Here is a 13873-nt window from a genome sequence, read left to right as displayed (position 1 = left end):
GAGGCCCGCGCATGACCCCGCTGCACCTGGCCATTCTTGCCCTGATCCTGCTGGCCCTGGCGCTGCTGCTCGGCGCCGGCCTGCTGCTGCGCCAGCAGGCCCTGCGCAGCCAGAGCGCCAAGACCCTCCAGCGCGCGCTGGGCCAGGGCATGCCGCCGGGCGACGAGCCCGCAAACCCGGCCGACCTCGCCTTCCTGCGCGACGACCAGTTGCCCACGCACTGGCTCAACAGCCGCCTGGGCCGCCTGCTGGTGGCCGACGAAGACCGCCGGCTGATCGCGCAATGCGGCTTTCCGTCCACCCGGGCACAACTGGCGCTGCTGGTCTCGCGTTGTGCGCTGGCCGTGGCGCTGCCCCTGCTGGCCAACGCCCTGCTGCTCGGCGACGCCGATCCGGTGCGCAAGACCTACCTCGTGCTCGGCTGCGCCTTTGGCGCCGGCTTCATGCTGCCCAAATGGCTGCTCGGCCACTGGGCCGGCAAACGGCGCGACAAAGTGGGCCAGGAACTGCCGCTGTTCGTCGACCTGCTCGGCCTGCTGCAAAGCGTCGGTCTCAGCCTCGACCAGAGCCTGCAGATCATCGCCGCCGACTTCCGCCACGTGCTGCCCGTGATCGGTGCCGAACTCGATGCCGCCAACCGCCAGTACAGCCAGGGTCGCACCCGCGAACACGCTTTCCAGCGCATCGCGCACCTGCACGACAACCCGCACCTGGCCGACCTCGTCACGCTGGTGATCCAGGTCGACCGGCATGGCGGCGCGATCCAGGAGCCGATCCGCCAGTTCAGCGAGCGCCTGCGTCTGCAGCGCAAGACCGACATGAAAGCCCGCATCGGCAAGATCACCGTGAAGATGACCGTGGTCATGGTCACCACCTTGCTGCCGGCCCTGATCGTCATCACCGCCGGCCCCGGCTTCCTGGCCATCGCGCGCTCCGTCTCCAGCATGGGAACCCGATGATGAAACGCCCCGCCCGACTCCTCCCGCTGGCGCTGGCCGCTGCCCTGCTGGGCGGCTGCGCGAGCCAGCCGTCAAAAAGCGACAGTGCGGCCGCCGAAGCCACCGCCTCCGGCGCGGCCCTGGAAAACGCCGCCACCCACGGTGCCCTGGTGCGGCAGATGCAGGGCAACGGCCTGTGGTTCGCCTCGCTGGCCCACATCGACGCGCTGGAAAGGCGCTGGGGCGCCACCAGCGAAACCCGCCTCATGCGCGCCGAAGCGCTGCGCCACACCGACCAGGCCGCCGCCAGCGCCGCGCTCTACCAGCAATTGCTCGACACCCCCGAGCGCGCCGCCGCCTGGCGCGGCCTGGGTCTCATCAGCGGCAGCCAGGGCGACTACGCGCGCGCCGCCGAGTGCTTCGAAAACGCGCGCCAGATCGCGCCCACCGACGGCCTGCTGCTCAACGACCTGGGTTACGCCCTGCTGATGGACCGCCGCCCCGAGCAGGCCCGGCTGCCCATCATGCAGGCCGTGCAGTTGCTGCCCCAGCAGCCCCGAGTGCGCAGCAACCTGGTGCTCTACCTGCTGGTGGACCAGCGTCCCGCCGAAGCCCGCCGCCTGATGGACGAAGCCGGCCTGAGCGCGGCCACCCGCCGGGCCATCGAACAACTGGCGCAGGAGCTGAACAGCGCCGCCACCGTCCCAGCGGCCGTGACCGGCCAGCGGCCAGTGGGGCCCGTGGTGCCCGTGCCGTCGGCCGGCAGCAGCGGGCTCCTGCTCAAGAGCAGCCTGCGCCTGAGCCAGGCACTGAGCCACGAGCCCGGCACCGCCGCCCCCTGATCCCGCCCCGCTTTTGTCCACGCCCCGCCCCGAGAAGCCCGCCATGAACACCCTCCGCCCCCTTCGCCGCCTCTCCCTGGTTCTGCTGCCGGTCTGGTCGCTGTCGGTGCCCGTGTGGGCCCAGGCGGCCGACGCCGTGGCCACGGTCGCCGCGACGCCCGAATCCGGCCCGGCGGCCGCCGCCCCCGAAGCGCTGCCGCCCGCGGCGCCCGCCGTCGGCGAGGCCACGCGCCAGCTGCTGCAACGCCAACGCGAAGGCACCAGCGCCAGCGGAGCGGGCGCGATGGACGGCGCCATGGCCGAAGCCAGCTACCAGCGCTACCGCAAGAGTTTTGACCACCCCCTGCCACTCTGGTTCGGCTCCCACCTGCAAAGCACCGCCAAGTAAGGACCGTTCGCGCCCCATGACCCGCCTGAGACGTCCGCACCACCAGCGAGGCTTCTACGCCGTCGAATACGCCTTCGTGTTCCTGTTCCTGTTCGGCCTAATCTACGGCCTCGTCTGCTACGGCATCCTGTTCACCTTCAAGCTCGGGCTCCAGGCGGCGGCCGAAGACGCCGCGCGGGCGGCCCTGCGCCACCAGGTCGGCATTCCCGCCCGCCAGGCGCAGGCCGAGCTGGTGGCCCAGCAGCGAACCGCCGGCTGGTGGCCCCCGGCGGCCGCGCCGCTGACCATCTCCAGCCAGCTCGAACAGGCCGACGCGTCGTGCGGGCGCGGCTGGCTCGACCGCTGCTCGCTCACCGTCACCATCCAGGCCAGCCAGTTGCAGCAGGTGCTGCCCCCGATCCCCGGTTTCGCGCTGCCCGACCGGCTCACCGGCCAGGCCAGCGTGCTGCTGGACGGGAGGACGCTGTGACCGCCCGCCACCTGCCGCGCCGCGGCCAGTGGGGTGTGGCCGCGATCGAGTTCGCCTTCGTCCTCCTCACGCTGGTGCTGGCGCTGTATGGCATCGCCACCTTCGGCACCGTGTTCTACACGCAGCAGGTGCTGGCACGCGCGGCGGAAGACGGGGTGCGGGTCAGCCGCATCCTGCCCGAGCTGGCCACGGTCAGCGGCGCCGGCAGCGCCACCCCCGCCGCGCTCGCGGCGGCCCAGGACCGGGTGAGCGACGCGGTGATCGATTCCCTGGCCCGATCGCTGATCGTGCCGGGCACCCACGCCACCGACGCCACGACCCGGCGCAACTGGGTGAGCAGCCAGGTCAGCGTGACCGTGACGGTGCCGCAGCCGGCCACCTCGGTCAGCGTGGTGGTTGCCTACCCCTACGCCAGCAGCGGTGTCTTCCCCCACATTCCCCTGCTGGACGCCAGCACCTGGATCCCCGAGGAACTGCGCAGCCATGCCCGGATCGCGGTGGCCCCGATCTGAAAGGAGGCGCGCACCGTGACGAAGACCCCGGCCTCCGCTCTCACCCACCGCTCGCGCCAGCTCGGCTCGGTCGCGGTCAACGCCACCATCGCCTTCAGCCTCATCATCGTGCTGCTGATCGGCACCGAACTCGGCTACCTCTTCTATCAGAAGCGCGAACTGCAGAAGGCCGTCGACCTGGCTGCGCTGGCCGGTGCGCAGTCGGTGGAACCCACCCGCTGCGACAGCGCCCGCGCCGCCGCCCGGGCCAACGCCAACGGCAGCGGCAGCGGTGAAAACGACAGCACGCGCAACCTGCCGCGGGGCTTCAGCCTCAGCGACGAGCAGATCGTCTGCGGCCACTGGGACGCGGCGTACACCGAAGAGCGCCACTTCCGGCCCGGCGAAACCGACCACAACGCCGTGCACATCACCATCGACGCGGCGCCGCCCTCCCTGTTGCCGTTTTTTCCGGGCACGCGCCAGATCCGGGTCGAAGCGCTGGCCGCCGTGGACACGCCGATGGCCGCGTTCTCCGTGGGCAGCCGGCTCGCCCGGGTCGGCGACTCCTTGCTCGGCGACCTGCTCAAAGGCATCGGACTGGACCTGACGGGCACCTCCCTGGTGAGCTACGACGGCCTGGCCCAGGCCCAAGTCACGCCCCGGGGCCTGCTCGAAGCGCTGGGCATCCCCGTCGATGCCGACATCGGCATCGGCGAATTCAACGACCTGCTGGCCGCTCGCGAGGTGGCGCTGGGCGATCTGCTGGACGCCGTCGTCACGGTCGCCGGCGAAAGCTCGCTGCTGGGCGCCAACGTGGCCCTGCTCAACGCCCTCCAGGCCCGGCTGGGCGTCAGCGACCTGCTGGTGCAACTGGGTTCGCTGTCCGGCGCCTCGGGGCTGTTCGCCCAGATCGAGGCCCCCACCACCAGCGCCGCGCTGGACGTGGGCGTGAACGCGCTGGACCTGGTCTATTCGGCCATCGGCGTCGCGACGAAGAACCATGCGGTGGCGGTCGACCTGGGCAGCATCGCGAACCTGGTCAGCGCCAAGGTCGTGGTGATCGAGCCGCCCTCGGTGGCCATGGGCGGCATCGGCGCCACGGCCTACACCGCGCAGGTGCGCGCCTTCGTGGACGTCGACACCGGCTCGCTGCCCGTCATCGGCAGCGCGGTGCGCGTCAAGCTGCCGATCATGATCGACCTGGTCAATGGCCGCGGCACGATCACCGGCATGTGCTCGGCCGACCTGCGCTCACCCGTGGGCGAAGACCGCGCCGAGATCGAGGTGCAGGCCTCGGTGGCCAAGGTCTGCGTGGGCCGTCCGGGCGCCAACCCGGCCAACGAAAACGAGATCTTCTCCACCCGGTCGAGCTGCGAGACCGACCTGGCCAACGAACAGTTGCTGCGCGTCAGCCTGTTGGGAGTCAACCTGGCGTCGCTGAACACCCACTTCGACATCGATGCCCTGGAGCTGCGGGACCGTGTGGTCCTGGCCGAAGGCGAAACGGGAACCGTCGGCAACAACCTGCTGCTGGGCTCGACCCTGCAGAACATCACCGACGCGCTGCTCGCGGTCCTGCTCGGCGAGGCGCTGGACCAGGGTCCGTCGCTGAGCCTGTCGCAACGCCAGGCCTTGGCGCAGCAGCTGTGGAACGAACAGGGTGCGGCCTGCAGCACCCGCAGTTGCCGTATCGCCAGAATGGAAGCCATCCAGGCCGAGATCGAAAACGCCACCAACGGCCTGGGCGGTTTTCTCGGGGGCCTGGTCGGCGACACGCTGGGCATCGTGGCCGACCTGCTCACGCTCGATGTGCTGGGCCTGCTCCAGGGCGTGGGCAACCTGGTGGGGGGCCTGCTGGGCGCCGTGGGCGATCTGCTGGGGGGCCTGATCGGTGGCTGCACCGCCCTCATCGGCTCCAACGATCCGGCCTGCGTCAACAAGATCGCCAGCGATCTGGGCGGCGATGCATCCAGTGGCTCCGGCGGCACCGTCCCCAACGCCATCGTGGCCCTGGTCGCCTTCATTTTCCAGGTCCTGCAGCCCATTCTCGACAGCATCGGGAACGCCATCCTGACCCCGCTGCTGCGTGACGTGCTGGGCATCAACCTCGGCGAGGTCGATGTTCATCTGCGCACCCTCAACTGCCAGGCCCAGGCCCGGCTTGTCTACTGACCCGGGTATTCTCTTTCGATCCGTCCAGCGCCGTTTCTCCATGCCCCTCTCCTCGCTCGACCAACTCGACATCTATGTCTGGGAAGGCAAAGTCGACATCTATGACCGCATCGTTCAATGCATGGCCAGCTTCGACGTGGCCGTGGTGCACGCCGACGGCCAGCCGATGCCGGTGGACCCGATGCGCCACCGCATGACGGTGGCCATCATCAGCGTCTCCGCCATCGAAAGCGGACGCCTGACGATGGCGCCCGAAATGCTGCAGGGCATCCCGGTGGTGTGGGTGGGCGCGGCCACGCGCGACCGCGATGCGCACGCCTACCCGCCCGAATACCTGCATGTGCTGCCCTACGACTTCACCGGCGCCGAACTGCGCAACATGGTGGCCAAACTGGCCCGCCAGTTGCGCGCCCACGGCACCTCCGTCGACAAGCCGGAGGCGCTGATCGCGCATTCGGAATGCATGCTCGCGCTGCTGGAGGAAACACGCACCTTCGCCAACTGCGACCACAACGTGCTGATCCGCGGTGAAACCGGTGTGGGCAAGGAGCGCATCGCGCAGCAACTGCACAGGGGCCACACCGGCTACGCCAGCGGGCCCTTCGTGGCCGTGAACTGCGGCGCCATCCCCGACGGCCTCTTCGAATCGCTTTTTTTTGGTCACGCCAAGGGCTCCTTCACCGGCGCGGTGAACGCCCACAAGGGCTACTTCGAGCAGGCCACGGGTGGCACGCTGTTCCTGGACGAAATCGGCGACCTGCCGCGCTACCAGCAGGTCAAGCTGCTGCGCGTGCTGGAAGACAACGCGGTCACCCGCATCGGCGCCACCAGCCCGATCAAGCTGGACTTTCGGCTCGTGGCCGCCACCAACCGCGACCTGCGCGACATGGTGCGCAGCGGTGAATTCCGGGCCGACCTGTTCTACCGGCTGGCCGTAATCGAGCTGCATGTGCCCAACCTCGAACAGCGTGGCGAGGTCGACAAGATCGCGATCTTCAAGAGCCTGCTGCAGACGGTGCTCAAGGGGGCCGAGGGCATCGACCCCGAAGTGCCCTACTGGCTGGTGGAAACCATCGCCAACATGGAATACCCCGGCAATGTGCGCCAGTTGCGCAACGTGGCCGAACGGGTGGGCGTGGTGGTGCGCCAGGTCGGGCGCTGGGACCAGGGCCTGATCCAGCGCGCGCTGGGCCAGGTGCGCGAGGCCCAGCCCGGCGCCGACCGGTCCGCCGACCGCCGGCGCTGGGACGGCAGCGAGCGCAACCGCATCATCGAGGCGCTGGAGCGCCACGGCTGGAAGCGCCAGGACGCGGCACAGCACCTGGGCATCAGCCGCAAGGTGCTGTGGGAAAAGATGCGCAAGTACCAGATCAACGACGGCGAGCCGGGCATCCCGGAAGTCGCCTGATCGGCTTCAGCGCGCGGCCAGCAGGGTGTAGCTCGGTTGCAGGCGCAGGCCTGCCAGGGTGTCCTCAGTGCCGGGCGCCGGGGCAGCGGCCAGCGCTGCAGCGGGTGGCGGCGCGGCCGGCAAGGCCAGCGTGCGCTGGCCGTGGCCCGCAAAGATCTGCCCCACCCAGGGCACGTCCGCGTCTTCAGGCCGCAGGCGCCCCATGACACGCGCCACGCGCAGTTCGTTGATGCGCTGGTCAGCCACCGCATCGAGGTAGTCCAGCGCCTGGAGCTCGTACTCCACCTGGGCGTCCAGCACCTGGGTCAGCACCTCGCGCCCGACCTCCAGCATGCGGCGGCGCCCCTGCAGCACCTGCCCGGCCTCGCGCACCGCGTTGCCCAGTTCCTCGACCTTGCCGCGGCCGGCCTGGGCCTGGTTCCAGGCGGTGCTGGTGAGTTGCTGCAGGTTCAGGCGCGCGGCTTCGTGGCGGGCTTCCTGGTTGGCCACTTCGGCCAGCGCGCTCTTGATGCGCAGTTGCAGATCGAAGCCGTTGCCGAAGTTCCAGTTCAGCTCGACGCCCGAGCGCGTCGCGTCGCTGTAGACCACGCCGCGCGGATCGCGCGTCTTGGCCAGCACCACGTCGAGCGAGGGGAAGCGTGCCGCCTCCTGCTGGCGCACCAGGGCCTGGGCGTTGTCAATGCGGCTGCGGGCCTCGGCCAGTTCGCTGCTCTGCGCCTGCGCCACCAGCCAGGTGGCTTCGAGCGTGGGCAAGGCTTGCCAATGCGCGGGCAAGGCCAGATCGGGCAGCCCGCTGGGGTCGGGCACAAAGCCGAAATAGCTTTCAAACCGGGCCCGAGCTTCGGCCAGTTGCGATGCGAACTCCTGGCGCTTGGCGGCAAACGTGGCGCGCCGCGACAGCGCCAGGCGCAGTTCGTTTTCGCCCGTCGCACCGAGATCGACGCGGCGCTTTTCCAGCCGCACCAGTTCGTCGAGCGCGTCGATCGCGCGCTGCGCCGCAGCACGTTTCTGGTCGTGGCGCAGCACCTGCATGTAGGCAGTCAGCGCGTCGAGCGCCACCTTCTGCTGGGTCGAGCGCACGGCCGCGCTGGAGGCTTCGCTGTTGGCCTCGGCCGCGTCGATGCGCGAGCCGATCACGCCACCGTCGATGAACGTCATGCGCGCACTGACCGACAGCACGTTGTAGTCCTTCTCGCCCCCCACGGCGGCGCTGGTCGAGCCGGTGCCCGAGGCCAGTTGCAGGCGCGGGAAGCGCGCGTAACGCGCGGCATCGACCTGGTAGCCCATGGTTTCTTCGGCCGCGCGCGCGCTGAGCACTTCGGGGTGCTGGCCCAGCGCACGGATCAGGCCCTGGCGCACCTGCACCGCCTGGCCCGAGACGATCAGCGAACGCGTGCCCATCTGGCGGGCGAGCACCATGTCGGCGCTGTGAACCGGCCCCGCGAGCAGGCCGATGGCCAGCCAGACGACGCGAACAGGCGGCTTGAAAACGGACGGTCGCATCACGGCTCCTGGAAGGCTTCGCGCTGCAGCTTGAGCACAGGCCGCAGCAGGTACCAGATGAAGGGATCGCGCCCCACCTGCAGGTCCACATCGGCCTGCATGCCGGCGGTCACGCGGTTTTCGCGGTTGCCCACGTAGAACTGGCTGGCGCTGAGCAGCAGGCGGTAGAAGGCCGGCGAATCGGGCACCGAAGCGTCCTTGTCGGCATCGGCGGCCACCAGGGTGACCTCGCCGTCGACCGTGCCGTAACGCAGGAAGTCGTAGGCCGTGACCTTGATCCTGGCAGGCTGACCGGCGTAGACGAAGCCGCGGTCGTTGGGGCTGAGCCGCGCCTCCACCACCACCTGCTCCTCGTCGGGCACGATCTCCATGATCTGCTCGCCGGGCTTGACCACCCAGCCCGGGCTGGGGTTGCGCGAACCCTTGACGATGCCTTCGGTGGGCGCACGCACCACGGTGCGCTGGCGCTGCGCGCGGGCCCGGTTGAGGTTCTCGGTCAGGCTGGCCAGTTCGCGCTCCACCTCGGCCAGTTCGTCGGACGCGCGCCGGCGGAAACGCCCCGCCACCTCGGCCTGCTTGGCCCGTGCTTCGGCGATGGCCGCCTGCGCCGAAACCAGACCCTGCCGCGCCACGCTCAGTTCCCCGCGCACGGTTTCGTACTCGCGCCGCTTCTGCAGCACCTCGATCTGGCCCACCAGCTTTTCGCTGAGCAGCTGTTCCGAGATGTTCAGTTCCTTTTCGTACAGCGCCTGCCGCTGGCGCAGCCCTTCGATCTTGGCCTGCAGTTCCTGTTCGCGGCTGCGCGCCTGTTCGAGCACCGAGCTGGCCCCCAGCGTCTGGCCGCGCTGCTCCTGCATGCGCGCTTCGTAGGCGCCGAGCTGGCCCTGGACCACGTCGTCGTCGAGCGAGGCCGGAAAGTCCTCGCGCGCCAGCGGCTGGCCCTGGCTTTCGGCGCGCAGCCGGATGCGCGCAGCCTGGCTGGCATCGAACCGGGCGGCGGTTTCCTCCAGGTTCAGGCCGGCGCCACCGAGGTCGATCTCGACCAGCGGCTGGCCCTGGCGGACGCGGTCGCCGTCCTTGACCAGCACAGCGCTGACGATGCCGCCTTCCAGATGCTGCACCGACTTCACCCGGTCCGACGGGATCACCCGGCCCGGCGCCGTGACCACGGTCTCCACCGGATACCCCAGGCCGATCAGCGCCAGCGCGATCACGCCGCCCCAGAGCAGCTTGCGTGGCAGCGACCAGGCGTCGCGCGCGCGGGTGTCGGGCCCGCCCGGGGCGGCGGGCGCGGCCAGGATGTCGGGGCGGTCGCCCTGTTGGTGGCGGTCTGTCATGCGGGAACTCCGGCCTGCGAAGGCATGTCCGGCAGGGCGGCCGGCAACGGGCGCTGCACGCCGAACAGGCGCGGCACCATGGCGGCGGGCGGCCCCTGTTCGACCTGGCCGTCATCACGCACGTGGTAGATCTGGGTCGCGGCCGAAACCAGGCGCAGCGAATGCGTGACGACGATCACCGTGCGCTGGCGCGCCACGGCCGAGAGCGCGGCGATGAGCGCGGCCTCGCTGGCGAAATCGAGGTCGTTGCTGGGTTCGTCGAGCACCAGCACGGCCGGCTGGCGCAGGAAGAGCTGCGCCAGCGCCAGCTTGCGGCGCTCGCCCACGGACAGCCCGGCCCCGCCCTCGCCCACTTCGGTGTGGTAACCGTCGGGCAGGCGAGCAATGAATTCGTGCGCCCCCGAAAGCCGGCAGGCCGCGAAGATCTGTTCGTCCGTCTGGCCGGGCGCGGTGCGCCGCAGCGTGTCGATGAGCGGACCGCTGAACCAGTAGACCTCCTGCGACAGGGTGCTCACCCAGGGCGCCAGTTCGCCGCGCGAGAACTGCGCCAGGTCGTATTCGTCCAGCCGGACCTGCCCCTTGGTCGGCGTGTACAGGCCCGACAACAGCTTGGCCAGCGTGCTCTTGCCAGCCCCGTTGCGGCCGACGATGACGTGCAGGCCGGTGGGGCCGATCTGCAGGTTCAGCCCTTCGAACACCGGGCGGGCGTTTTCGTGGAAGGTGAAGCTCACGTCCGCGAGCAGCAGCCGGCCGGTGGGCTTGGGCAGGTTCAGGCCGCTGTCGGCGCGCTCCACCGGTTCCGACAGCACCGTCTCCAGGCGCTGCGCCGCTTCCGACGCGCGGGCCAGCAGGCGCCAGTTGGTGGCCAGGCCGGCCACGGGCGACAGGGCCTTGATGGCGAGCATGTTCACGGCCATCAGGCTGCCCACGGTCATCAGTTGGTCGGTCACGGCCAGGGCCCCGGCGGTGACCGCCAGCACCGAAAACACCGTCAGCAGCACCGTGCTGGCCTCGCGCGCGTTTTCCAGCTCGCCGTTCTTGCGGAAGCTCTCGGTGAGCCAGTCGTCGTAGGAGCGGCGCCAGAGTTCGGTCACGGGCGCGTCCTGCCCCAGGGTCTTGATGGTCTCGCGCGCCCGGCAGATTTCGGACGCGATGCGGTCGAGGTCACGCGCCCGCGCCGTCTCCTCCACCCGGCCAGCGCGCACCTCGTCGGCCCACCACCAGGCCAGAAAGGCCATGAGGCCCAGGAACACCAGCACCACCGGCAGCACCGGCCAGGCGACGATGCCGATGACGATCAGCGCGAACAGGGCCATGGGCAGGTCGAAGATGGCGCTCATGAGCCCGCCGGTGACGGTGCCGCGAACCGCCGACACGTCGCGAAACAGCATCAGCCAGGCCGAGGTCGGCCGCGCTTCGAGCACACGCAGCGGGCGCCGCATCAGCGACGCGAGCAAGGCGCCCGAGACCTGGTGGTCGATGGTGGCGCCAGCATTGCGCAAGGCGCGCGAGCGGCGCGCGCGCAGGAAGTATTCGACCCCGAGAAAACAGAAGATGCCGGCCACCAGCGCCACCAGCGTGGCGGTGGCGCTGCGCGAGATGACGCGGTCGTAGACCTGGAGCACGAAGATCGAGGGCAGCAGCCCGAACAGGCTGATCGGCAGCGACCCCATCGCGGCACGGCGCAGCAGCGGGTAGGCGCGCTCGAACGCCTGCGGGAGCGCCTGGGCAAAGGGGCGCTGCTCATCGCGCGCCGACGGCCGGTTCACCAACTGGCGCGGCAACAGGAGTTTGATCATGGGGTTCCCCGAAAGCCACGTGCGTGGCCCTGTGCGTCGGACCACACCGACGGGATGTGCGCCTGCACGCCCGGCACCGACCCGCCCGAAGCGGCCAGCACCGCCAGCGCGCCCAGCAGTGCCAGCGCCCAGCCGCGGCCGGGCACGCGGGTGGCCAGCGACTCGGCGATGCCCGGCAGGCGCAGCACCGCCACCGTGCCGGCCTGTTCTTCAAGGCGATAGTCCGCCGCAGGGTGGCTGCCGTAGGTGCTGAGCGACAGGCCCCGGGCCTGAGCCGCTTCGGCCAGCCAGTCGAAGCCGTCGACGTCGCGGCACAGCACCACGTGGCCGGCGGGCTCCATGGCGCGCAGCAGGCGCCGCCGGGCCAGCGATTCGAGCAGCCCGTTGCCGGCGTAGGGGCGCTGGAAATCGGCCATCAGCAAGACCTGCGCCCGGGCCTGGCGCAGCAGCGCGGCCGGGTGCAGCATGGACAGCTCGACCACCCAGTGGTCGGCCGACACCGGCAGCCGCGTCATGCCGCTGGCCAGGCTGAAGGCGCCGCTGAAGCGGTCTTCGGTGCGGCCCACCGTGGCCTGCAGCGCCAGCACCCGGGCCAGCAGGTCGGCACAGGAAATGCCGGCCCGGTCGCCGACCACGCCGATGACCGTGCCACCAAACCGCTCGCGCGCCTGGGCACCCAGCCGCAGCACGGTCTGCGACAGGTCGATGCGCTGCAGCCGGGCCGGATCGGCTTCCAGGCTGGCCAGGGCTTCCTCGCCGAGGAAGCGCCCCGCGCCGACCACGTTGACGTGCCCGGTCGCGCTCATGCCAGCGCCTCCCGCGCCGACAGCCAGCGGTGGTAGGCCACGTAGCCCGAGAGGTGGTGTTCGATGTCGTCGATGCGCACGCGAAAAGCCTGGTGCCGGATGAAGAAGGCGCCGGCCACGGAGGCCGGGCGTTTGAAGAACATCGCCATTTCGGGCCAGAAAAAACCGTTGATCAGGTGGTTGGCGCGGTGCGCCAGGGCGCGCTGGAATTTGTCCATGTCCACCTCGTCGAGCAGGTGGCGCAGGGCCGGCAGGGCCGCCAGCCGGTCCAGCATGCGCCGCGCGGCCAGCATCAGCTCCAGCAGGGTCGGGAAGGTGGTCTGGCGCTGCAGCACGAAGTCCAGGTGGCCCACGACGTTCTGCAGGCCGAAGCGGAAATAGCGCGGATCGGGGCGGTGCCGCGTCAGTTCGTTGACGGCGTAGGCCAGCCAATGGTCGTGGGCCTGCCAGTGGCGGGCGTCGATGAAATGCGCGAACGCCATTTCGACCCGGTCGAGCCAGCGGGCCTGGCCATCGAAGGCGTGCAGCCGGCACAGGCTGAAGGCGGCCTCACCGTCGTAATAGATGATGCGGAACGCCTCCTTGAGCGACAGGTCGTCGGCGTGGAGCACGTGCCGGAACGCGCCGCTGTGTCCGTCCTGCATCAAGACGATGCCCTCGGCCAGTTCGGTCATCAGCGCGGTGTGTTCGCGGCTGCCCGTGGTCTCCGCGTGCTGGACCAAGGCCAGCAGCGCCGCGGCGTTGCCACCGAGCTTGATTTCGCCGCCGGTATCGACCAGGAAGGCGGCGGCCCGGCCGTCGGGCAGCGTGCGGCGCACGATCAGCGTGTGGACCAGGTGGTGCAACGCGCGCTCGGTGGCCGCCCGCAGGGCCTCGCCGCCCAGCAGCCCCCAGGCCTCGGCCATGGCGTAGGTGGTGCTGGCGTGGCGCAGGGCGTTGTAGGTGCCGATCTCGCGGCCGAAACACGGAAAGTGGCCGTAGACGAAACGGCCGTCGGCCTGGACCTGGCGCGCCAGGTGGTCCGCACCCGAAGCCACCAGCGCCCGCACGTCGGGAGCGCGCAGCGGCGGCTGTTCGCGCCGGCCGACGCCCGGGCCTTCGCCCACGAGCCGGTGCACCACCCCGTCTTCGCCGCAGAAGGCGCCGGCGGTGCCGAGCAGGAACACCGGATCCTGCGGCGCCAGCGCCAGGGCAAAGTCCGCCCCATGGCGCAGGCGGCCGTAGCGCTGGAAGTGCGCCGGATTGACCCGCGCATGCGCCACGCCGCCGCCCGCGTAGAGCATGGCGTTGGCGTTGAGCTCCTGCTCGGTGAAGGCCCAGCGGCATTGCGCGTCCAGCGCCAGGCCGTGGCGGAAATAGTTGCGCTTGACGCGCTGCAACGCCTGCTGCAGCCCCTGCCAGGACAGCACGCGCACCCGCTCGACGCGGTCAACCCGCAGCCAGAGCCCGTCGCCCGCCCAGCCCTGTGCGGCGCACAGCGCCAGCACCGCCGCCTGGCCCTGCGCCCAGGCTTCGTCGAACGACGCGGCCCGCACGTGCAGGGTGTGCGCTCGGCTGTGCCGGTCGCTGACGGAAAAGAACAGCGTGTGCGCCGGCCAGTCCGGCGCCGGCACGCAACCGGGCTCCAGCACCTGGACCACCGGCCCGGCCCCGTTCGGGCCGTCCGGCAGTGCCAGCGCCGAACGCACGGCAGCCAGTTGGGCGCACAGCGACATGC

The 13873-nt window shown here is 70.5% G+C and carries 12 protein-coding genes; 7 read left to right on the top strand and 5 right to left on the bottom strand.

Going from position 1 to position 13873, the window contains the following annotated elements; all coding sequences use genetic code 11:
* Window positions 1-11 precede the first annotated feature (11 nt).
* Genes L0977_RS01520 through L0977_RS01490 form a run of 7 tightly spaced genes read left to right on the top strand, consistent with a single transcriptional unit; the run spans window position 12 to window position 6711 of the window.
* Window positions 12-959, top strand: a complete 948-nt coding sequence (locus L0977_RS01520) for a type II secretion system F family protein (RefSeq protein WP_234262860.1) — start codon at window positions 12-14, stop codon at window positions 957-959.
* Window positions 956-1780 (top strand): tetratricopeptide repeat protein, encoded by an 825-nt coding sequence (locus L0977_RS01515; protein WP_234262859.1) that lies wholly within the window; start codon window positions 956-958, stop codon window positions 1778-1780. Before L0977_RS01520 ends, L0977_RS01515 begins: the two co-directional genes overlap by 4 nt.
* Window positions 1781-1823: 43 nt before the next feature.
* Window positions 1824-2168, top strand: a complete 345-nt coding sequence (locus tag L0977_RS01510; RefSeq protein ID WP_234262858.1) for a DUF3613 domain-containing protein — start codon at window positions 1824-1826, stop codon at window positions 2166-2168.
* Between the two features lie 16 nt (window positions 2169-2184).
* Window positions 2185-2637 carry a TadE/TadG family type IV pilus assembly protein gene (locus L0977_RS01505; RefSeq protein ID WP_234262857.1) on the top strand — a complete coding sequence of 151 codons (453 nt, stop codon included), beginning with the start codon at window positions 2185-2187 and terminating at the stop codon, window positions 2635-2637.
* Complete coding sequence (locus L0977_RS01500) at window positions 2634-3149, top strand: TadE/TadG family type IV pilus assembly protein (protein ID WP_234262856.1); 516 nt, start codon at window positions 2634-2636, stop codon at window positions 3147-3149. The genes L0977_RS01505 and L0977_RS01500 overlap by 4 nt, the downstream gene beginning before the upstream one ends.
* A 15-nt stretch (window positions 3150-3164) precedes the next feature.
* Complete coding sequence (locus L0977_RS01495) at window positions 3165-5303, top strand: TadG family pilus assembly protein (RefSeq protein WP_234262855.1); 2139 nt, start codon at window positions 3165-3167, stop codon at window positions 5301-5303.
* 40 nt (window positions 5304-5343) lie between these two features.
* A complete protein-coding gene (locus L0977_RS01490) occupies window positions 5344-6711 on the top strand; it encodes a sigma 54-interacting transcriptional regulator (RefSeq protein ID WP_234262854.1) in 1368 nt (455 codons plus the stop codon).
* 6 nt (window positions 6712-6717) lie between these two features.
* Here the strand turns inward: L0977_RS01490 and L0977_RS01485 are convergent, their stop codons facing one another.
* From L0977_RS01485 to L0977_RS01465, 5 genes are read right to left on the bottom strand one after another with little or no spacing between them, the layout of a single operon-like run.
* On the bottom strand, window positions 6718-8214 hold the full coding sequence (locus L0977_RS01485; RefSeq protein WP_234262853.1) for a TolC family protein: 1497 nt from the start codon (window positions 8212-8214) through the stop codon (window positions 6718-6720).
* Window positions 8214-9551: an HlyD family type I secretion periplasmic adaptor subunit gene (locus L0977_RS01480; RefSeq protein ID WP_234262852.1), complete on the bottom strand. Its 1338-nt coding sequence runs from the start codon at window positions 9549-9551 to the stop codon at window positions 8214-8216. Before L0977_RS01480 ends, L0977_RS01485 begins: the two co-directional genes overlap by 1 nt.
* Complete coding sequence (locus L0977_RS01475; RefSeq protein ID WP_234262851.1) at window positions 9548-11350, bottom strand: peptidase domain-containing ABC transporter; 1803 nt, start codon at window positions 11348-11350, stop codon at window positions 9548-9550. Before L0977_RS01475 ends, L0977_RS01480 begins: the two co-directional genes overlap by 4 nt.
* Window positions 11347-12156 (bottom strand): hypothetical protein, encoded by an 810-nt coding sequence (locus L0977_RS01470; RefSeq protein ID WP_234262850.1) that lies wholly within the window; start codon window positions 12154-12156, stop codon window positions 11347-11349. The genes L0977_RS01475 and L0977_RS01470 overlap by 4 nt, the downstream gene beginning before the upstream one ends.
* Window positions 12153-13871, bottom strand: coding sequence for a Mur ligase (locus tag L0977_RS01465; RefSeq protein ID WP_234262849.1), 1719 nt, complete (start codon window positions 13869-13871; stop codon window positions 12153-12155). Before L0977_RS01465 ends, L0977_RS01470 begins: the two co-directional genes overlap by 4 nt.
* Between the last annotated feature and the right edge of the window lie 2 nt (window positions 13872-13873).

Source organism: Hydrogenophaga sp. NFH-34, from assembly GCF_021401345.1.
GTDB classification, from domain to species: Bacteria; Pseudomonadota; Gammaproteobacteria; order Burkholderiales; family Burkholderiaceae_C; genus Hydrogenophaga; species Hydrogenophaga electricum.
Note: the sequence above shows the minus strand (reverse complement) of the source record. Positions and strands in the feature narration are given on the sequence as shown.